Annotated in this window: 19 protein-coding genes; 10 read left to right on the forward strand and 9 right to left on the reverse strand. The window is 62.5% G+C overall.

Translation table 11 applies throughout. The annotated features are described in order from the left end of the window. The first annotated feature begins 273 nt into the window (after positions 1–273). From urtA to RFM41_RS18810, 6 genes are all read left to right on the forward strand, one after another. Entirely contained in the window at positions 274–1,584 is a 1,311-nt protein-coding gene (gene urtA, locus RFM41_RS18785; RefSeq protein WP_320245020.1) for an urea ABC transporter substrate-binding protein, read from the forward strand. A 107-nt stretch (positions 1,585–1,691) separates the two neighbouring features. Then, complete coding sequence (gene urtB, locus RFM41_RS18790) at positions 1,692–3,308, forward strand: urea ABC transporter permease subunit UrtB (protein ID WP_320245021.1); 1,617 nt, start codon at positions 1,692–1,694, stop codon at positions 3,306–3,308. Continuing rightward, positions 3,305–4,528 (forward strand): urea ABC transporter permease subunit UrtC, encoded by a 1,224-nt coding sequence (gene urtC / locus RFM41_RS18795; RefSeq protein ID WP_320245022.1) that lies wholly within the window; start codon positions 3,305–3,307, stop codon positions 4,526–4,528. The genes urtB and urtC overlap by 4 nt, the downstream gene beginning before the upstream one ends. 6 nt (positions 4,529–4,534) lie before the next feature. Continuing rightward, on the forward strand, positions 4,535–5,281 hold the full coding sequence (urtD, locus tag RFM41_RS18800; RefSeq protein ID WP_320245023.1) for an urea ABC transporter ATP-binding protein UrtD: 747 nt from the start codon (positions 4,535–4,537) through the stop codon (positions 5,279–5,281). Between the two features lie 71 nt (positions 5,282–5,352). After that, the gene (gene urtE / locus RFM41_RS18805) at positions 5,353–6,048 is read left to right on the forward strand and encodes an urea ABC transporter ATP-binding subunit UrtE (RefSeq protein WP_320245024.1); all 696 of its coding nucleotides are present in this window, start codon (positions 5,353–5,355) and stop codon (positions 6,046–6,048) included. A gap of 267 nt (positions 6,049–6,315) precedes the next feature. Further along, positions 6,316–6,492 carry a hypothetical protein gene (locus tag RFM41_RS18810; protein WP_224582295.1) on the forward strand — a complete coding sequence of 59 codons (177 nt, stop codon included), beginning with the start codon at positions 6,316–6,318 and terminating at the stop codon, positions 6,490–6,492. A 25-nt stretch (positions 6,493–6,517) separates the two neighbouring features. Here RFM41_RS18810 and RFM41_RS18815 read toward each other — a convergent pair whose 3' ends face one another. From RFM41_RS18815 to RFM41_RS18840, 6 genes are all read right to left on the reverse strand, one after another. Beyond that, positions 6,518–7,663, reverse strand: coding sequence for a GGDEF domain-containing protein (locus RFM41_RS18815; RefSeq protein WP_320245025.1), 1,146 nt, complete (start codon positions 7,661–7,663; stop codon positions 6,518–6,520). A 111-nt stretch (positions 7,664–7,774) separates the two neighbouring features. Beyond that, positions 7,775–8,581 (reverse strand): DUF72 domain-containing protein, encoded by an 807-nt coding sequence (locus tag RFM41_RS18820; RefSeq protein WP_320245026.1) that lies wholly within the window; start codon positions 8,579–8,581, stop codon positions 7,775–7,777. Positions 8,582–8,612: 31 nt separating this feature from the next. After that, positions 8,613–9,077, reverse strand: coding sequence for a GNAT family N-acetyltransferase (locus RFM41_RS18825; protein WP_320245027.1), 465 nt, complete (start codon positions 9,075–9,077; stop codon positions 8,613–8,615). A 333-nt stretch (positions 9,078–9,410) separates the two neighbouring features. Beyond that, a complete protein-coding gene (locus tag RFM41_RS18830) occupies positions 9,411–9,827 on the reverse strand; it encodes a DUF302 domain-containing protein (protein ID WP_320245028.1) in 417 nt (138 codons plus the stop codon). Then, on the reverse strand, positions 9,827–12,748 hold the full coding sequence (gene uvrA, locus RFM41_RS18835) for an excinuclease ABC subunit UvrA (RefSeq protein ID WP_320245029.1): 2,922 nt from the start codon (positions 12,746–12,748) through the stop codon (positions 9,827–9,829). Before uvrA ends, RFM41_RS18830 begins: the two co-directional genes overlap by 1 nt. Before the next feature lie 830 nt (positions 12,749–13,578). Beyond that, complete coding sequence (locus tag RFM41_RS18840; protein WP_320245030.1) at positions 13,579–13,860, reverse strand: hypothetical protein; 282 nt, start codon at positions 13,858–13,860, stop codon at positions 13,579–13,581. A 474-nt stretch (positions 13,861–14,334) separates the two neighbouring features. Here RFM41_RS18840 and RFM41_RS18845 point away from each other — a divergent pair, with 474 nt between their 5' ends. After that, positions 14,335–14,925 (forward strand): hypothetical protein, encoded by a 591-nt coding sequence (locus RFM41_RS18845; RefSeq protein WP_320245031.1) that lies wholly within the window; start codon positions 14,335–14,337, stop codon positions 14,923–14,925. 96 nt (positions 14,926–15,021) lie between these two features. Here the strand turns inward: RFM41_RS18845 and RFM41_RS18850 are convergent, their stop codons facing one another. The 3 genes from RFM41_RS18850 to RFM41_RS18860 are packed head-to-tail and all read right to left on the reverse strand — an operon-like array spanning position 15,022 to position 16,437. Continuing rightward, the gene (locus tag RFM41_RS18850; protein WP_320245032.1) at positions 15,022–15,624 is read right to left on the reverse strand and encodes an ATP-dependent Clp protease proteolytic subunit; all 603 of its coding nucleotides are present in this window, start codon (positions 15,622–15,624) and stop codon (positions 15,022–15,024) included. Positions 15,625–15,649: 25 nt separating this feature from the next. Further along, the gene (locus RFM41_RS18855; protein ID WP_320245033.1) at positions 15,650–16,126 is read right to left on the reverse strand and encodes an SRPBCC family protein; all 477 of its coding nucleotides are present in this window, start codon (positions 16,124–16,126) and stop codon (positions 15,650–15,652) included. Beyond that, positions 16,123–16,437: an ArsR/SmtB family transcription factor gene (locus RFM41_RS18860; RefSeq protein WP_320245034.1), complete on the reverse strand. Its 315-nt coding sequence runs from the start codon at positions 16,435–16,437 to the stop codon at positions 16,123–16,125. Before RFM41_RS18860 ends, RFM41_RS18855 begins: the two co-directional genes overlap by 4 nt. A gap of 236 nt (positions 16,438–16,673) precedes the next feature. Between RFM41_RS18860 and RFM41_RS18865 the strand changes: the two genes are divergently transcribed. The 3 genes from RFM41_RS18865 (at position 16,674) to RFM41_RS18875 (ending at position 18,147) form a co-directional block, all read left to right on the forward strand. Further along, complete coding sequence (locus RFM41_RS18865) at positions 16,674–17,198, forward strand: single-stranded DNA-binding protein (RefSeq protein ID WP_127863849.1); 525 nt, start codon at positions 16,674–16,676, stop codon at positions 17,196–17,198. A 96-nt stretch (positions 17,199–17,294) separates the two neighbouring features. Continuing rightward, a complete protein-coding gene (locus tag RFM41_RS18870; protein WP_320245035.1) occupies positions 17,295–17,693 on the forward strand; it encodes a DUF2306 domain-containing protein in 399 nt (132 codons plus the stop codon). 28 nt (positions 17,694–17,721) lie between these two features. Further along, on the forward strand, positions 17,722–18,147 hold the full coding sequence (locus tag RFM41_RS18875) for an OsmC family protein (RefSeq protein ID WP_320245036.1): 426 nt from the start codon (positions 17,722–17,724) through the stop codon (positions 18,145–18,147). Positions 18,148–18,163: the final 16 nt, after the last annotated feature.

Here is an 18,163-nt window from a genome sequence, read left to right on the forward strand (position 1 = left end):
TTCGCCATGCGCCTGCAACAGGGCCAACTGGACTGGTTTTGACTGCGTGATGAAAGCTTGAGCATTTTTATCATTTGGGCAAAATCTAGGCGGCATTGCGTAAACTTTTCTCAGCTCACCGCATTGCAGCGAAGGCGAAAAGTTTTCCGGCTACCCGATAACCGACTGTAATCTCTTCGTTATCCGGAAATTACGATGGGTGCATTCCTATCTGGCACGTCGCTTGCACCGCTAATATTGCGATGCAAACAACCATGCTTGGGAGTGTGTCATATGAGGGGTAACTTCGCGAAGATAACAAAAACCTTGTCGGCGGGGGTCGTCGCGGCTGGCCTGCTGGCGTCGGCTTCCGCCCGGGCGGCGGAAGACACGATCAAGGTCGGCATCCTCCATTCGCTGTCGGGGACCATGGCGATTTCGGAGACGACGCTGAAAGACGTCATGCTGATGCTGATCGACGAGCAGAACGCAAAGGGCGGACTGCTCGGCAAGAAACTGGAAGCCGTGGTCGTCGATCCGGCGTCCAACTGGCCGCTCTTTGCCGAAAAAGCGCGGGAGCTGATTTCCAAGGACAAGGTCGCGGCCGTGTTCGGCTGCTGGACCTCGGTGTCGCGCAAGTCGGTGCTGCCGGTGTTCTCGGAGCTCGACAACATCCTGTTTTATCCCGTCCAGTATGAGGGCGAGGAGAGCGAGCGCAACGTCTTCTACACCGGCGCTGCGCCGAACCAGCAGGCCATTCCGGCCGTCGATTACCTGATGGGCGCCGATGGGGGTTCGGTGAAGCGCTGGGTGCTCGAAGGCACCGACTATGTCTATCCGCGCACCACCAACAAGATCCTCGAAGCCTATCTCAAGTCGAAGGGCGTGCCGGCCGAGGACATCATGGTCAACTATACGCCGTTCGGCTTCTCCGACTGGCAGACCGAGGTCTCCGCAATTAAGAAATTCGGCTCGGCCGGCAAGAAGACGGCGGTGGTTTCGACCGTCAATGGCGACGCCAACGTGCCGTTCTACAAGGAACTCGGCAACCAGGGCATCAAGGCCGAGGACATCCCAGTCATGGCCTTCTCCGTTGGCGAGGAAGAGCTCGCCGGTCTCGACACCAAGCCGCTGGTCGGCCATCTCGCCGCCTGGAACTATTTCGAGAGCGTCAACACGCCCGAGAACAAGAAGTTCATCGCCGACTGGCACAAGTTCATCAAGAACAACAAGCGCACCACCAACGACCCGATGGAAGCTCACTATATCGGCTTCAACATGTGGGTGAAGGCGGTCGAGAAGGCCGGCACCACCGATCCGGACAAGGTCATCGACGCCATGGTCGGCGTTTCGGTGCCGAACCTGACCGGCGGCTATTCGACGATGATGCCGAACCACCACATCACGAAGCCGGTGCTGATCGGTGAAATCCAGGCCAATGGCCAGTTCCAGACGGTCTCGAAGACGCCCGGCTTGGTGATGGGCGACGAATGGTCCGATTACCTGCCCGATTCCAAGGACCTGATTTCCGATTGGCGCGCGCCGCTCAGCTGCGGCAACTTCAATGTCAAGACCGGCAAGTGCGGCGGCAAGGGCACCAACTGATCCTCCCCGGGCTGGACCATCAGGTCCATGCCCAAGACTGCGCGCGTCCGGACGGGTTCCTCCACCGTCCGGACGCCCATTAAACCCTCAAGGGCCACCAAAGACCGATGAAGATCTTCCGTGCGATTGGCCTCACGCTGTTGTTCCTGCTGACGACGCTGTCGTCCTCGGGCGCTGCGGAAGCCGATCTGCGTGCCATCATCGCCAAATTCGCGACAGCTGCGGACTTTTCCGAGACTGGAGTTATCGTTCGCGAGTTGACAGCCACAGGCGATCCGGCTGTCGAACGGCCGCTTGCTGCATTGGCGGAAGGCAGTCTTTACATTCGCGCCGCCGACTCGATGGTGTTTGTCGGCAAGGAAGGGAGCGACAGCATCCAGCTTTTCGATCCTCTGAGCGGCGAGGCAGCGGGCGAAGCTTCCGCAGATGACTTAACCCAGATCGGCGTCAACAACACTTTGCGCCGCACCATCCGCGATGCATTGGGCACGTTGACGCTCGGTTCCAAGGATCCGACTGTCCGCATCGCCGCCGCCAACACTATGTTCAAGACACCAGATGCCGCCAACATCGAGCCGCTCGACGCAGCGATCGCCGGTGAAACCGTGGCGAGCGTCAAGGCTTTGCTGGAGCAGGCGCGTGGGGCTTCCATACTGGTTTCGGACAAGCCCGATACGGACAAGCTCGCCGCAATTGCCTTGATCGGGTCCCGCAGCGACCGCGACGCGATCTCGCTCCTCACCTCCGTCGAGGCCAACGCCTCCGGAGCGGTCAAGGAAGCGGCGACGGCAGCAATCGCGAGTATCAATTCGACGCTAGCATTTTGGGATGCCGGCCAGAACATCTGGTACGGCATCTCGCTGGGATCGGTGCTGCTGCTCGCCGCGATCGGGCTCGCGATCACCTTCGGCGTCATGGGTGTCATCAACATGGCGCATGGCGAGATGGTGATGCTCGGCGCCTACACCACCTTCGTCGTCCAGCAGGTGATCCGCACCTCGTTCCCCGGCCTGTTCGACTGGTCGCTGGTCATCGCGCTGCCGCTCGCCTTTCTGGTCGCTGCACTTGTCGGCCTCGCAATCGAGCGCGGCATCATCCGCTTTCTCTATGGACGCCCACTGGAGACGCTCCTGGCCACCTGGGGCGTTTCGCTGATCCTGCAGCAAGCGGTGCGCACCATTTTCGGGCCGACCAACCAGGAGGTCGGCAATCCGTCCTGGATGTCCGGCTCGTTCGACGTCGGCCAACTGGCCATCACCTGGAACCGGCTCTGGATCCTGGTTTTCGCCCTGCTGGTCTTCGCGGTGCTGCTCTATGTCATGAAGCGGACGCCATGGGGCCTGCAGATGCGCGCCGTCACCGCCAATCGCCGCATGGCCGCGTCGATGGGCATCAAGACGCCGTGGGTCGACGCGCTGACCTTCGCGCTTGGATCCGGCATCGCCGGCATTGCCGGCGTGGCGCTCAGCCAGATCGACAATGTCTCGCCCAATCTCGGCCACGGCTATATCATCGACAGTTTCATGGTCGTGGTCTTCGGCGGCGTCGGCAATCTGTGGGGCACGCTGGTCGGCGCCTTCTCGCTCGGCATCGTCAACAAGTTCCTCGAGCCCTATGCCGGCGCGGTGCTGGGCAAGATCGTCGTGCTTGTGCTGATCATCCTGTTCATCCAGAAACGCCCGCGCGGCCTGTTCGCGCTGAAGGGCAGGGCGGTGGAAGCATGATCGCGCACCGCTTCTTTGCCGCCGACCGCCGGATTGGCGTTACGATCGTCGCGCTGCTCGCGGCAGCCATCGTCGTGCCGCTGCTCAACCTAGCGGTGTCGCCGCAAAGCGCCTTCTACATCCCGCCCTACATCGTGGCGCTGGTCGGCAAATATCTGTGCTACGCGCTGCTGGCGCTCGCGCTCGACCTGGTCTGGGGCTATTGCGGCATACTTTCGCTCGGCCATGGCGCCTTCTTCGCGCTCGGCGGCTATGCGATGGGCATGTATCTAATGCGCCAGATCGGTTCGCGCGGCGTCTACGGCAATCCGATCCTGCCCGATTTCATGGTGTTCCTGAACTACAAGGAACTGCCCTGGTTCTGGTACGGCTTCGACCATTTCTGGTTTGCGGCGCTGATGGTGCTGGCCGTGCCCGGCCTGCTCGCTTTCGTCTTCGGCTGGTTTGCCTTCCGCAGCCGCGTCACCGGCGTCTATCTGTCGATCATCACGCAGGCGATGACCTATGCGCTGCTGCTCGCCTTCTTCCGCAACGACATGGGCTTTGGCGGTAACAACGGCCTGACCGATTTCAAGGACATTCTCGGCTTCAGCGTGCAGGCAGACGCGACGCGCTCGGCGCTGTTTGCGGCGAGCGCCGTCACGTTGGCGCTTGCCGTGTTTGTCACGGCGGCGATCGTGCGCTCCAAATACGGCAAGCTGCTGATGGCGGTGCGCGATGCCGAGAGCCGCACCCGCTTCCTCGGCTGGCGGGCGGAGAACGTCAAGCTGTTCGCCTTCACCGTGTCGGCCATCATGGCCGGCATCGCCGGCGCGCTCTACGTGCCGCAGGTCGGCATCATCAATCCCGGCGAATTCGATCCGGCCAACTCGATCGAGGTGGTGATCTGGACCGCCGTCGGCGGGCGCGGCACCATCGTCGGGCCGATCATCGGCGCGCTGCTCGTCAACGCCGGCAAATCCTGGTTCACCGGCGTGCTGCCGGAATTCTGGCTCTTCGCGCTGGGCGGGCTGTTCGTCGCCGTCACGCTGCTTTTGCCCAAGGGCATCGTCGGCATGTGGGACAGCTGGCGCGGCAAGGCAAAAGCGCTGCGCGCGGCCTCGCTTGCTGCCGAAGCTGGCGCCGATCCAGAGATGCCGCAGCCGAAGATCGTTCGCTCTGCGGCGAGGACGCCGGGCGCCTGGTCGGCCACCGGCCCCGAACCGCAGCCGGCGGAGTGAGCGATCATGAACAAGTCGAACACCATCCTTTATCTCGACGGCGTCTCGGCTTCCTTCGACGGCTTTCGCGCCATCAACAACCTGTCACTGGTGCTCGACAAGGGCGAGATGCGGGCGATCATCGGACCGAACGGCGCCGGCAAGACGACGATGATGGACATCGTCACCGGCAAGACGCGGCCGGACGAAGGCGAGGTGTTCTTCGACGGCCAGGTCGACCTCACCCGGCATGACGAGGCCGAGATCGCCATGATGGGCATCGGCCGCAAATTCCAGAAGCCGACCGTCTTCGAGAGCCACAGCGTCGAGGATAACCTGATGCTGGCGCTGAAAGGCCCGCGCTCGATCTTCCCGGCGCTGTTCCATCGCCGCTCGCCGGCCGAGACGCGGCGCATCGACGATATCCTTGGCATCATCCGGCTCGGCGACAAGCGCGACGAGCTCGCCGCCAATCTCAGCCACGGCCAGAAGCAATGGCTGGAGATCGGCATGCTGCTCGCGCAGGACCCGAAGCTTTTGCTCGTCGACGAGCCGGTCGCCGGCATGACCGATGCCGAGACCGAGGAGACCGCGCGGCTGCTCAAGGACATCGCGCGCGATCATTCGGTCGTCGTCGTCGAGCATGACATGCATTTCGTGCGCGAGCTCGGCGTCAAGGTCACCTGCCTGCATGAAGGCTCGGTGCTGTCGGAGGGCACGCTCGATTTCGTTTCGGCCGACGAGCGCGTCGTCGAAGTCTATCTGGGGCGGTGAAGCATGGTCTGGCGCGTTCCGTTCTATCGTTTCGATTTCGCGTTCCAGAAGCGCTGGAGAAAGGGCTGACCATGCTCGAAGTCTCCAATGCCACGCTTCACTATGGCGCCGCCCAGGCGTTGCGCGGCGTTTCGCTGAAGGCAGGCGCCGGCAAGATCACCTGCGTGCTCGGCCGCAACGGCGTCGGCAAGACAAGTTTGATGAGATCGATCGTCGGCCACCACCGGCTGACGAGCGGAAGCGTTGCCTTCGAGGGGAAGGCGCTCGACCGGAGCGCGGCGTATGATCGCGCCCGGTCGGGCATCGCATTCGTGGCGCAGGGCAGGGAGGTTTTTCCGCTGCTCACGGTACGCGAGAACCTGGAATCCGGTTTTGCGCCGCTGCGGCGCGCAGACCGCACCATTCCGGCCCATGTCTTCGAGCTGTTTCCGGTGCTGAAGCAGATGCTGTCACGGCGCGGCGGAGACCTTTCCGGCGGCCAGCAGCAGCAGCTTGCCATCGGCCGTGCGCTGGTGATGCGGCCGAAGCTCCTGGTGCTCGACGAACCGACCGAAGGCATCCAGCCCTCGATCATCAAGGATATCGGCCGCGCCATCCGCTATCTGCGTGACCAGGCAGGGATTGCCGTGCTTCTGGTCGAGCAATATCTCGACTTCTGCCGGGAACTTGCCGACGAGGTCAACATCATGGATCGCGGCCAGATCGTGCATACCGGTCCCGCCGAGGACCTCGACCGGGCTGATGTGCGGAAGTTTTTGACAGTCTAGAATCGTTTGCTCGACTTCGGTTGACATCGCGAGGCGACAGCAGGCCCAATATTTCTCTCCGCCGGCCTTCCCCAACTCTGGCGCGTCGAATACCGCATGCTAGTCTTTTCTTGGCCTTGGTGAGTCGGCCGCTTTCCGTACCAGTCGCGAATAAGGGGGAAGGCGCGCGGCCACCGCCCGCAAGTTCCACGCAAGCGAGCCTGCCTAGCTTTCCCCGCAGTGATTGTCGGTCAACGCGTCCAAAAAGATTCGTGCCAGGGGACGGCGATGGAACGTTTTGTCGAGGACTATCAGAAGCGGCGGCTCACCGATCGCGTCGATATCATGACGGCGATCAACATCCTGATGTCGCAAGGCTATGACGAGGATGATCTGCTGGGTGAAATGACCAAGGTCTTCTATGTCGATCTCGACGCATTCAACGAAGTGATCGCCCACCACTGAGACTTCTTACGCGGTCCTCCGGAGCTCACCCGGCGCGTCGGAAATCCAGCACGCGGTTGCGGCCGCCGCGCTTGGCGGCATAGAGCGCCTTATCGGCGGCACTGAGCACCTTGTCGAAGCTCATGCCATCGCTGCTGCCGAAGGCGAAGCCAGCGCTGACCGTGCAGCGCAATGGTCCGGTCTCGGTCTCAATCGTGCGCGCAGCGAACGCGGCCCTGACACGTTCGGCCGTGGCTTCGGCCGTCTCGGGCAAGGTGCGCCTCAACACCATTGCGAATTCCTCGCCGCCCATGCGGGCGACGGAGTCGTTCGGGCGCAGGTCGGCGGACAGCACCTGGGCAAAAACCTTCAGCACCTCGTCGCCGGCGGCATGGCCGAACTGGTCATTGATCGCCTTGAAGCCGTCAAGGTCGAACACCACCACAGCCGTGAAGGCGCTGACCGGCGTCCTGCCGTGCAGGTCGAACAGAGCGCGGCGGTTGAGCAAGCCGGTCAAAGCATCTGTCTGCGCCTCGCGCTGGTGGTGGCGGGCGAGCCGCCCCTGGTTGAGCGCCAGCGACAACGCGCCGATGCCGGTCATGGAGGCGATGACGATGACGAGGCTCAGATCCTCCGCCCAGTTGCTCGGCGCATGGCCGAGGACGAGCTTGCCGTCCCACGCCAGCACAGCCGCGCACGCGACGAAAGACGCCGCGGTCAGCGAGTAGAGCAGCGCCACGCCGATGAGGTGGACGGGCGCCTCCGCACGGCTCCGCCAATATTGATACGCGGTGCCGAACAGGAGCAGCGCGGCCAGCGCGTTTTCGAGCATGAAGCCCAGGCCGTCATAGCCGAGCGCCATCGGCGGCAGCGCGATGGCATAGGAAATGCCGACGCCAAGCGCGATAAGCGGTAACGGCGAACGCCTGGTCCTGAATTGGTGGGCAGCACCCAGCATGACCGAGAAGCCGAGCAAGAGCAGCGCCAGCGTCAGCACGCCAAGGGCCGTTCCGGGCCTCTCGATGTAGGCGTCGTAGACAAAGACCTCGACCACCACGATAAGCACGCTGATTGCCCAGGTCAGCAGAAACGTGTCCGAGCGCGCAGCCAGCCAGGTGCCGAACAGCGTGAGGCTGAGGCAAGCGGCGGAGAAGCCGACGGCCAGAAGCAATGAGTTGTAGTCGAGCAGCATCCACGCGTCCTTGCCGGCGCCGGGCTTCTGCAACCTGACGTAGGTTCATTAGTGCCGCAAGGAAGTATCGATTGCGTTACGATCGCCGCGAAGATTGCTGGATTTGCCTTGTCAGTCTGCCACCCGCTTCATCAGCGCCATGGCGCCGAAAGGCGCGCGCACCTTGCCCTCGGTGATGAAGTAGGCGAACACGTCGCGCGGCTTGACCGGCGCATCGGTCTTGGGATCGGCGCGCGGCAGGTCGGCCGGCTGTTTGCCTTCGGCCCAAGTCTTCACCCGGGCCGCCCAATCGTCGAGCCCTTTCGGCGTGTAGCAGTCGGGATTATCGTCGCTGCCGGTCTGCAATCGCGCATAGACGAAATCGCCGGTGACGTCGGCGATCGCCGGATATTTGGCGTGGTCGGCATAGACGATTGCCGCCTTGTATTTTCGCGCCAGCGCCGGGAATTCCGGCACGATGAAGCTATCGTGGCGGACCTCCAGCGCGTGGCGCAAAGGCACGCCATCCTGCTTTTCAGGCAGGAGTTTCAGAAAAGCTTCGAAATCGTCGGCGTCGAATTTCTTGGTCGGCGCGAATTGCCACAGGATCGGGCCGAGCTTCTCGCCGAGCGCGGCGACGCCGGAGCCGAGGAAACGCATCATGGATTCGCCGGCTTCGCCGAGCACGCGGCGGTTGGTGACGAAGCGGTTGCCCTTCAGCGAGAAGACGAAGCCCTCCGGCGTGTCGTTGGCCCATTTGACGAAGGTCGGTTCCTTGAAGCTGGAATAATAGGTGCCGTTGACCTCGATGCTCGGCACCTGCCGGCTGGCGTAATGCAGCTGCTTGGCCTTGGCGAGCTTCTCCGGATAGAAGGAGGTGTCCCAGGGCTCGAAAGTCCAGCCGCCCATGCCGGAGCGGATTTTTCCTTGGGCAGTCATCGTCTTCCTCCTCCGTGTTTTTGAAATACGATCAGGCGGCCCTGCCGACCGGCTTCACCATGTCGACCAGCGTCCATCCTGGCCGGTACGGGTTGGCCCGGCGACCCGTTTCGCGATAGCCATAAGCCGAATAGAGCGCGATGTTCCGCTCCATGCGCGCATTGGTGTAGAGCCGCACCTCCGGCACGCCCCATGACCGCGCCTGCCCGTCGGCGAAGTCGAGCAATTTGATGCCGAGCTTCCTGCCTTGGAAAGCCGGCGCGACGGCGACACTGAAGATCATGGCGTGGCCTGAATGGCGCTCAAGCACGATCAATCCGGCGAGCTTTGAGTCTTCTTCCAACAGCCAGACCTCGCCGCGCTCGATGCGCGGCGCGTAATCCTCGGTGACCGGGATCGGCGGCGCGTCGAACACGGCGGTGTAAGGCGCGTAAGCTTCGGTGGTCAGCTCGACGACGGCGAGAAGGTCCTGGGGGGTGGCAATTCTAGGCTTCATGGCAGGCTCCCTGTTCGCGGAGCCGGAGCCAATTCGAAAATTGCGACCGTCTCCTGACGACGATCGTGTTAGGAACCGTCATGATCGGTGGGAAGGGCCACTTGCGGATCACCAGATCGCCAGCTTTGCCGTATTTGCCCAGCCAACTCCGGAAGGCCGTCGCGGCAGCGCTCTGATCCAGCACGATAACCATCAGCCATATGTTACTGGCGCCGACTTTCCGCCCCTCCCAGCGCAGGATGGCTTCGCTCCAATGCTTGCGCAGGTAGCGAAAACGAACTCTGGATCGTCGGCGTAAAATCGAAAGATCTCGTCGGTCATGATCCGTGGCTCTCACAACGTGGCCGGCGCAGCGCCCGCGGCCGCGGAGATGACCTTGTGCACGCCGAAGCCAATCGCCGCGACGGCTTCGCGGCTGGCGTTGCCGAGGCCATGGCGCTCGGCCAGCCAAAGCGCATCGTTGTAGGATAGCCAGACCTTGCCTTGCTCATCCTCCCAGGCCAGCGCCTTGATCGGCAGATCGATGCCGGCAAGCTGCCGGTCCTGCATCAAGGGTGTGCCGCCCTTCGGGTGGCCAAAGATCAGCAATTCGGTCGGGCGCAACGGCGCGCCGATCTCACGCGCGCCGGCGGCATGGTCGATGCGCGCGAAGACGCGCAATCCCGCGCTGGTGACCGTCTCGACCAGCCGGTCGATGGTTTCACCGACGCGGAAGCGGCTTTCGACGGAGATCAGGCCGTTGTCCGCCATCACTCCGCCGCTTCGCGTTTGCCTCCGGGGCGGCGTTCCAGAAGCTCCTTCAGGAACTGGCCGGTATAGCTGCGCTTCTCGCGCACAATGGCTTCCGGCGTGCCCGACGCCACCAGCTCGCCGCCGCCATCGCCGCCCTCGGGGCCGAGATCGAGGACCCAGTCGGCGGTCTTGATGACTTCGAGATTGTGCTCGATGACCACCACCGTGTTGCCCTGGTCGACCAGCTCGTGCAGCACTTCCAGAAGCTTGGCGACGTCGTGGAAATGCAGGCCGGTGGTCGGCTCGTCGAGGATGTAGAGCGTCTTGCCGGTCGCCTTGCGCGACAGTTCCTTGGCGAGCTTGATGCGCTGCGCCTCGCCGCCGGATAGCGTCGTCGCCTGCTGGCCGATATGGATGTAGCCGAGGCCGACCTGCTTCAGCGTCTCCAGCTTGTCGCGCACGCCGGGTACCGCGGAGAAGAAGTCGACGCCTTCCTCGACCGTCATGTCGAGCACGTCGGCGATCGACTTGCCCTTGAACAGCACATCGAGCGTCTCGCGGTTGTAGCGCTTGCCGTGGCAGACGTCGCAGGTGACGTAGACGTCGGGCAGGAAGTGCATCTCGATTTTTATCACGCCGTCGCCCTGGCAGGCCTCGCAGCGGCCGCCCTTGACGTTGAAGGAGAAGCGGCCCGGCTGGTAGCCGCGCGCCTTCGCTTCAGGGAGGCCCGCGAACCAGTCGCGGATCGGCGTGAACGCGCCGGTATAGGTGGCCGGGTTGGAGCGCGGCGTGCGGCCGATCGGCGATTGGTCGATGTCGATGACCTTGTCGAGGAACTCGAGCCCCTCGATGCGGTCGTGCTCGGCCGGATGCTCGCGCGAGCCCATGATGCGGCGCGAGGCCGCCTTGAACAGCGTTTCGATCAGGAAGGTCGACTTGCCGCCGCCGGACACGCCGGTGACCGCCGTGAAGGTGCCGAGCGGGATCTCCGCCGTCACGTTCTTCAGGTTGTTGCCGCGCGCGCCGACCACCTTGATGCGCCGGTTCTTCTTGGCTTCGCGGCGTACAGCGGGCGTCGTCACCTCGAGCTCACCCGACAGGTACTTGCCGGTGATCGAGGCAGGTGTCGCCATGATCTGCTGCGGTGTGCCTTGCGCGATGATGCGGCCGCCGTGGATGCCGGCGGCCGGACCGATGTCGACGACATAGTCGGCATGCAGGATGGCGTCCTCGTCGTGCTCGACGACGATCACGGTGTTGCCGATGTCGCGCAGGTGCTTCAGCGTATCGAGCAGCCGCGCATTGTCGCGCTGGTGCAGGCCGATCGACGGCTCGTCCAGCACATAGAGCACGCCGGTGAGGCCCGAGCCGATCTGCGAGGCAAGGCGGATGCGCTGGCTCTCGCCGCCCGACAGCGTGCCGGAGCTGCGCGACAGCGTCAGATAGTCGAGGCCGACATCGTTGAGGAAGCGCAGCCGCTCGCGGATTTCCTTGAGCACGCGGACCGCGATCTCGTTCTGCTTCTCGTTGAGCTTGGCCGGCAGGTCGGTGAACCACTGGTCGGCCTTGCGGATCGACAGCTCGGTGACCTCGCCGATATGCTTGCCGCCGATCTTCACGGCGAGTGCTTCCGGCTTCAGGCGGTAGCCGTTGCAGGCGGGGCAGGGCGTGGCCGACATGAAGCGCTCGATCTCCTCGCGCATCCAGGCCGATTCCGTTTCCTTCCAGCGCCGGTCGAGATTGGGGATGACGCCCTCGAAAGTCTTGGTGGTCTTGTAGGAGCGCAGGCCGTCATCATACTGGAAGGTGATCTCGCGCTCGCCGGTGCCGTGCAGCACCGCTTCTTTAGCCTCCGCGCTCAAATCCTTGAACTTGTCGCCGAGCTTGAAGCCATAGGCTTTGCCCAGCGCTTCAAGCGTCTGCGCGTAATAGGGCGAGGTCGATTTCGCCCACGGGCTTATGGCGCCGTCGCGCAGCGAGACGTTCTCGTCCGGCACGACAAGGTTGGGATCGATGGCGCGCTGGCTGCCGAGGCCATCGCAGGTCGGGCAGGCGCCGAACGGGTTGTTGAAGGAGAACAGCCTGGGCTCGATCTCGGGAATGGTGAAGCCGGACACCGGACAGGCGAATTTCTCCGAGAACAGGATGCGTTCATGCGTCTCGTTCTTCGACTTGTTGACCGAGTCCTCGCCGGTCAGGCTGGCGTCGAGCGGCCGGTCCGCGAACTCGGCCACGGCAAGGCCCTCGGCGAGCTTCAGCGCCGTCTCCATCGAGTCCGCCAGCCGGGTCGCCAGATCACTGCGCACGACGATGCGGTCGACGACCACGTCGATGTCGTGCTTGTACTTCTTGTCGAGCGCCGGCACGTCGGCGATCTCATAGAAGACGCCATCGACCTTGACGCGCTGGAAACCCTTCTTCTGCAGCTCCAGCAGTTCCTTGCGGTACTCACCCTTGCGGCCGCGCACGATCGGCGCAAGCAGGAACAGGCGCGTTCCTTCGTCCAGCGCGAGCACGCGGTCGACCATCTGGCTGACCGTCTGGCTCTCGATCGGCAGGCCGGTGGCCGGCGAATAGGGGATGCCGACACGCGCGAACAAGAGGCGCATGTAGTCGTAGATCTCGGTGACGGTGCCGACCGTCGAGCGCGGGTTGCGCGAGGTGGTCTTCTGCTCGATCGAGATGGCGGGCGACAGGCCGTCGATCTGGTCTACGTCCGGCTTCTGCATCATCTCCAGGAACTGCCGGGCATAGGCCGACAGGCTTTCGACATAGCGGCGCTGGCCCTCGGCATAGATGGTGTCGAAGGCGAGCGACGACTTGCCGGACCCTGACAGTCCGGTCATGACGATCAGGCTGTCGCGCGGCAGGTCGAGATCGACGTTCTTGAGATTGTGTTCGCGCGCCCCGCGAATGGAAAGGTATTTATGGTCGGCCATCGCCGGTCGCCGCCTCAGATCTGGAATTTGCTGGATTGGGCGGGATCGTCCCGGCCATCCCTTATGTAGGTTGTTTTGCCGCCGCGTCGAGAGACGCCACAAATCTCGACGGAGGTGGCCGATGATGGGTTTAACCGTCTTTCGCGCGAGCGGGCAAGCGGAAAGAACAAAGGTCGAACATGCTCCTGACAAAGCGCTGTGGAAACAGTCGCGTTAAGCGCTGTGGAAACAATCGCGCCAAGCGGTGTGGAGACAATCGCCGCATGCGCTGCGGAAACAGGTGCCACAGGTGCCCGCCGCCTTGATCCACAGAGACGCTGACTTACCTTCACGTAACCTCCTTGCGATCACATTTTTCGGTAACCGGCTATCGACGGTTGACGCCAGCGACCCACGGGAGCAGTCTCAAAAGCGTCAGCGAAGCCGGTCGTCTTTCGATGGCCTCGCCGCCCAACTGGCGGCCTGCGAGACGCCGCAGGTGATAGCGATTAGCGCTTCGAACGACATTGTCGCAACGGACCCAGGAGCGGAGCATGACGCCACCGGACAGTCCCTTGAGGCTCCACACGGAGATGGAGCCGCGGCGGGTATAAGTGCCAGGGCAGACTTGAAACGCCAGCCCGACAAACCGTGACTTGCCGATTCCTTACAATTAGAGACCATAGTCGGATCGTCGGCTGAACGCCGCGTTGCATCCGAAACAGAACGCTGGCAGTCCACTCCCGGCTAAAGTTGGATTTCAAATCCATGAAGCCCCATCCATCTGCAAAGCAGGGATGGGGCTTTCATTTGTGGGTGCTTCGGCTTGCGAACAAGCGATGCAAGCGTCCTCAGTGGTTCGGCAGCTTCATGCCGCCCGTCGCCATGTCGATGCTGATGCTGCCGCCGATCCTGACATCGGTGTTGCCGATCTTGAACGAGCCGTCGCTGCCCGCCGGCAGCGCGTCATCGGGCTCCGGCTGCGGCGCCGGTTTGGCTATGCGGTAGTCGCCGCTGACGCCGGGCAGCTTCTGCGCCGTGTTGTCGTCGGCGAGCGCGTTGCCGGCCATCAGCACACCGGCAAGCGCGGCCAAGGCGGCGCATAAATATCTGGACTGAACGGACCTGATCATGCGCGGACTATAGGGGCGCGGCCGGAGCGATGCCAGACGCGAGGCAATCAAATTGCCGCGCGCCGTCAGCTTGGCTCGCACCGCTTTCCCTCGGGCAGCTTTTGAAGATATTTTTCAACTTATTCTAATATAGTTGAGCAAACAACCGAGATATTACCGGCAATTTGTTTTATTACGGCGCAAGGTTATTCTGAATTAGACGATCGCCGACTCGCGCCGTGCGCCAAAGCATCGTTTTCCGCGGCAATTTCGGCAGCGTGAAAATTCGTTCAGCTCAGCACGCGGCGACAGGCACTTCTCGACGAGCCGGGACAATGTGTCAAAACCTTCCCGGTCACTGTGCATTTTGGCATGACCGTCATATCGGGGCGCCTGGAACCGGAATGGCGGTTCGCCGACCTGACGGAGGAGACATCGCGATGGGCCTGAACAATCTCCTTGCGAGCTTCGACTGGCGGTCCGAGGCCGCCTGATATGGACGGCGCGCCTGTAAGCCATGATGTCTTTGTACATGTGCGCATCATTCTCGGCATGGTGCTTGGCCTCAGCATGACGCCTCTCGTCACGGGTTTGACCCGCTTCGTGCAGCACCCGAAACGCGAGCAGATCTACCCGATCCATATCGCTTGGGCCGTATTCATGCTGCTGGCGATCACGCATTTCTGGTGGTTCGAATTCGGCCTGTCGTCGCTACAGGGTTGGACTTTCGAGGTTTATTTCTTCCTCATCCTTTACACGATCCTGTTCGCCGTCCTGTCGGCTCTGCTGTTTCCCGACCGGATGGACGAGTACAAGGGATTCGAAGACTACTTTCAGTCGCGACGCCAATGGTTCTATGGCTCGCTGACGCTGATCTTTCTTTTCGATTTCGTCGATACGCTGATCAAGGGTGTCGAGCATTTTCGCTCGTTGGGGATGGAATATCCTGTCAGGCAGGTGGTCTTCGCACTCTGCTCGGCCGTCGCCGTAATCATCCCGAGCAAGCGCTACCAGGGGGCTTTCGTGACCATAGGACTGATCTATCAGGTTTCCTGGATCCTCCGCCAATTCGAGGTGCTGAAATAACCCGTCGTGCCATGAGGAAACTGCACGGTCTCTGCCCTCTTGGATTCTCTCGTCATGACCCTGTCGTATCGCCAGGGATTGCCGGCAGACTTGTGCCTACGCCGCCTTCTTGCGCGTGTCGTAGACGTGGTCGACGAGGCCCCAGTCCTTGGCTTCCGCCGCGCTCATGAAATAGTCGCGGTCGAGCGTGCGCTCCACCTCCTCGTAGGTCCGGCCGCAATGCTTGGCGTAAAGCTCGGTCATGTGCTGCTTGGTGCGCACGATGTCCTCGGCATGGCGCTGGATGTCGGAAGCCTGGCCCTGGAAGCCGCCGAGCGGCTGATGCAGCACGATCCTCGTGTTGGGCAAGGCGATGCGGCGTCCTGGGGAGCCTGCCATCAACAGGAAGGAGCCCATCGAGGCGGCAAAGCCCATGCATACCGTCGACACCGGGCAGGAGATGTACTGCATCGTGTCGTAGATGGCGAAGCCGCTGGTCACCATGCCGCCCGGCGAGTTGATGTAGAGCGAGATCTCCTTGTCGGGATGGTCGGATTCAAGCGACAGAAGCTGGGCACAGACCAGCGCCGAAACATTGTCGTTGATCTCGCCATTGATGAAGACGATGCGCTCGCGCAGCAGCCGCGAAAAGATATCGAAGGAGCGCTCGCCGCGGCTCGACTGCTCGATGACCATCGGCACCAGATTGGCAATGCTCATGACGGGTTTCCTCTGTTTCTATCGATCAGGCCGCGCGCAGCATCATTGAGGGCGCGTTGGCGGCGGTCGGGATCTTGCGCGCGTCGAGCGAGAGCCCGCAGCCGGCGCCGGCAATGGCGACAACAGGCTCAGCCACCGGCACGAAGCCGTCATGGACGATGCGGAGATGCGTGCCGCCCGAGGCGGTGCCGGCGAGCGTGAAGGTGACGATGCTGTCGAAGGCGGGGAACTGGTCCGCGTCTTTCGCGCCGGGCCGCTCGCGCCAGGAATAGCGCAGCAGCCTGCCGGGCTCGGCCTCGAGCACCTCGCATTCGATCGGCGCATCCGGTCCGGCAAAGGCGAAGCGGCTGCCGGCTTCAGCCTTCATGTCGTTCGGCATCATCCAGGCGGCGAGCAGCTCCGGCTCGGTCAGTGCCCGCCAGACTTTTTCCGGCGGATCGGGAAGGTCGCATTCGAAGCTGAGCGGCGCTTCATTGACCGTCGGGGTTTCGGTTGCAGTCATTGGTCCATTCCCTTCAGAACCGTCTTCAACTTCTCGATGCGTTCCGGCCAGAAGGCGCGGTAGCGCTCGATCCAGCCGAGCAGGGGGTCGAGCCCTTGCGGATCGGCGCGGTAATAGGCGTTGCGGCCGGCGCGCCGCTCGACCACCAGGCCGGCGCTGCGCAGCACGGCAAGGTGCTGCGAGACCGCCGGCTGCGACACGCTCATCCCGGCGCGCAGCTCGGTCACGCTCATCTCGCTGGCGGTCAGGCGCTCGTAGACGGCGCGACGGGTAGGGTCGGCGAGCGCCCGGAAAATCTCTGCTTCGATCATGGATAAAGCATAAGTCTACACTTATTGATTTGGCAAGCGCTTATTTGATCGCCATATGGAGATGCATGTTCAAACCCTGCCTTTGCTGACATTCCTTGACAGAACAGGCCGCCGGGATTAGAACGAAAAGAGAACAAAAACCTTGTGGGAAAAGCCAGCCTTTGTGGGCATAGGCAGCCCGCAGGCTGTAAGGTGAGCGACTTAAAATTTGTTTCGGATGAGCGCGGAGAAGTAAGATGGCGGGTAGCGTCAACAAGGTCATTCTGGTCGGCAATCTCGGGGCGGACCCTGAAATCCGCCGCCTGAATTCCGGCGATCCGGTCGTCAACATCCGCGTCGCCACCTCGGAAAGCTGGCGCGACAAGAACTCGGGCGAGCGTAAGGAAAAGACCGAGTGGCATAATGTCGTGATCTTCAACGACCAGCTCGCAAAGGTGGCCGAGCAGTATCTGAAGAAGGGCATGAAGGTCTATGTCGAGGGCCAGCTACAGACCCGCAAATGGCAGGACCAGACCGGCAACGACCGCTACACGACCGAGATCGTGCTGCAGAAATTCCGCGGCGAATTGCAGATGCTCGACGCGCGCGGCGAGGGTGGCGGCGGCCAGGTCGGCAACTATTCCGGCGGCGGCAGCAGCCGCGGCTCGGATTTCGGCCAGTCCGGCCCGAACGAAGGTTTCAGCCGTGGTGGCGGCGGTGGTTCCAGAGGCGGCGGTGGCGGCGGCTCGTCGCGCGAGCTGGACGACGAGATCCCGTTCTAAGAGTTGTTTTTTGCGCAATTCCGGGCGGAAAACCGCTATGCTCTTTTCCTGGAATTGCTCAAAGCGTCCCGAAACGGGCATTTGAAGGGAGGCGCGATGTCGCTCGGACCGCTTCTGTCGGCGCCTCCTCCCATCCCATGGCATGCCTTCGCGGCCTTCGCCGCTTTAGCCATCGGTGGTGCCCAGTTGGCGTTGCCGAAAGGCACGATGCGTCATCGCGTGCTGGGCTATACCTGGGTGGCGCTGATGCTGATCATCGTCATATCCAGCTTCTGGATCCAGCAGATCCGCCTCATCGGGCCGTTCAGCCCGATCCATCTGTTGTCGATCCTGGTGCTGATCACGGTGCCGCTCGCGGTCTGGCACGCGCACAACCATCGGGTGGCAAAGCATCGCAAGGTGATGATCTCGCTCTATGTTTTTGCACTGATTGGGGCAGGCGTCTTCACGTTGCTACCTGGCCGGATCATGCACGCCGTGGTGTTCGGCCAATAGGGCGGCCAGTTCAGTAAGGAAGGCTACAGTGAAAGCACGCGTCAAATGGGTTGAGGAACGCACCTTTGTCGGCGAGTCCGGCAGCGGCCACAAGGTCGTGCTGGGCACCACGCACGGGCCGGATGGCAAGACGCCGGGACCAAGCCCGATGGAGCTGGTGCTGATCGGCACCGGCGGCTGCTCCGCCTTTGACGTCGTCCACATCCTCGAAAAGGGCCGTGAGGCGGTCGAGGACTGCGTGGTCGAGCTCGACGCCGACCGGGCAGAAACCGATCCCAAAGTGTTCACCCGCATCCACATGCATTTCATCGTCAAGGGCCGAGCCCTGTCGCACGACAAGGTGAAACGGGCGATCGACCTGTCGATCGAAAAATACTGCTCGGCCAGCGCCATGATGGCCAAGACAGCGACGATCACCCATGATTTCGAAGTGGTGGATACGGCGGCGAAGTAGGGCAGTAGGGCAGTAG

Origin of the sequence: Mesorhizobium vachelliae (genome assembly GCF_033977325.1) — a bacterium.
GTDB classification, from domain to species: domain Bacteria; phylum Pseudomonadota; class Alphaproteobacteria; order Rhizobiales; family Rhizobiaceae; genus Mesorhizobium; species Mesorhizobium vachelliae.

What these genes read in the sequence shown, in the direction of transcription:
- RFM41_RS18870 (WP_320245035.1), top strand. Translation starts at nt 17,295, where the DNA reads ATGTCGCTCGGACCGCTTCTGTCGGCGCCTCCTCCCATCCCATGGCAT.
- RFM41_RS18840 (WP_320245030.1), bottom strand. Translation starts at nt 13,860, where the DNA reads ATGATCAGGTCCGTTCAGTCCAGATATTTATGCGCCGCCTTGGCCGCG.
- RFM41_RS18815 (WP_320245025.1), bottom strand. Translation starts at nt 7,663, where the DNA reads ATGCTGCTCGACTACAACTCATTGCTTCTGGCCGTCGGCTTCTCCGCC.
- RFM41_RS18845 (WP_320245031.1), top strand. Translation starts at nt 14,335, where the DNA reads ATGGACGGCGCGCCTGTAAGCCATGATGTCTTTGTACATGTGCGCATC.
- RFM41_RS18810 (WP_224582295.1), top strand. Translation starts at nt 6,316, where the DNA reads ATGGAACGTTTTGTCGAGGACTATCAGAAGCGGCGGCTCACCGATCGC.
- urtD (WP_320245023.1), top strand. Translation starts at nt 4,535, where the DNA reads ATGAACAAGTCGAACACCATCCTTTATCTCGACGGCGTCTCGGCTTCC.
- RFM41_RS18865 (WP_127863849.1), top strand. Translation starts at nt 16,674, where the DNA reads ATGGCGGGTAGCGTCAACAAGGTCATTCTGGTCGGCAATCTCGGGGCG.
- urtE (WP_320245024.1), top strand. Translation starts at nt 5,353, where the DNA reads ATGCTCGAAGTCTCCAATGCCACGCTTCACTATGGCGCCGCCCAGGCG.
- RFM41_RS18820 (WP_320245026.1), bottom strand. Translation starts at nt 8,581, where the DNA reads ATGACTGCCCAAGGAAAAATCCGCTCCGGCATGGGCGGCTGGACTTTC.
- urtB (WP_320245021.1), top strand. Translation starts at nt 1,692, where the DNA reads ATGAAGATCTTCCGTGCGATTGGCCTCACGCTGTTGTTCCTGCTGACG.
- uvrA (WP_320245029.1), bottom strand. Translation starts at nt 12,748, where the DNA reads ATGGCCGACCATAAATACCTTTCCATTCGCGGGGCGCGCGAACACAAT.
- RFM41_RS18850 (WP_320245032.1), bottom strand. Translation starts at nt 15,624, where the DNA reads ATGAGCATTGCCAATCTGGTGCCGATGGTCATCGAGCAGTCGAGCCGC.
- RFM41_RS18830 (WP_320245028.1), bottom strand. Translation starts at nt 9,827, where the DNA reads ATGGCGGACAACGGCCTGATCTCCGTCGAAAGCCGCTTCCGCGTCGGT.
- urtA (WP_320245020.1), top strand. Translation starts at nt 274, where the DNA reads ATGAGGGGTAACTTCGCGAAGATAACAAAAACCTTGTCGGCGGGGGTC.
- RFM41_RS18860 (WP_320245034.1), bottom strand. Translation starts at nt 16,437, where the DNA reads ATGATCGAAGCAGAGATTTTCCGGGCGCTCGCCGACCCTACCCGTCGC.
- RFM41_RS18825 (WP_320245027.1), bottom strand. Translation starts at nt 9,077, where the DNA reads ATGAAGCCTAGAATTGCCACCCCCCAGGACCTTCTCGCCGTCGTCGAG.
- urtC (WP_320245022.1), top strand. Translation starts at nt 3,305, where the DNA reads ATGATCGCGCACCGCTTCTTTGCCGCCGACCGCCGGATTGGCGTTACG.
- RFM41_RS18855 (WP_320245033.1), bottom strand. Translation starts at nt 16,126, where the DNA reads ATGACTGCAACCGAAACCCCGACGGTCAATGAAGCGCCGCTCAGCTTC.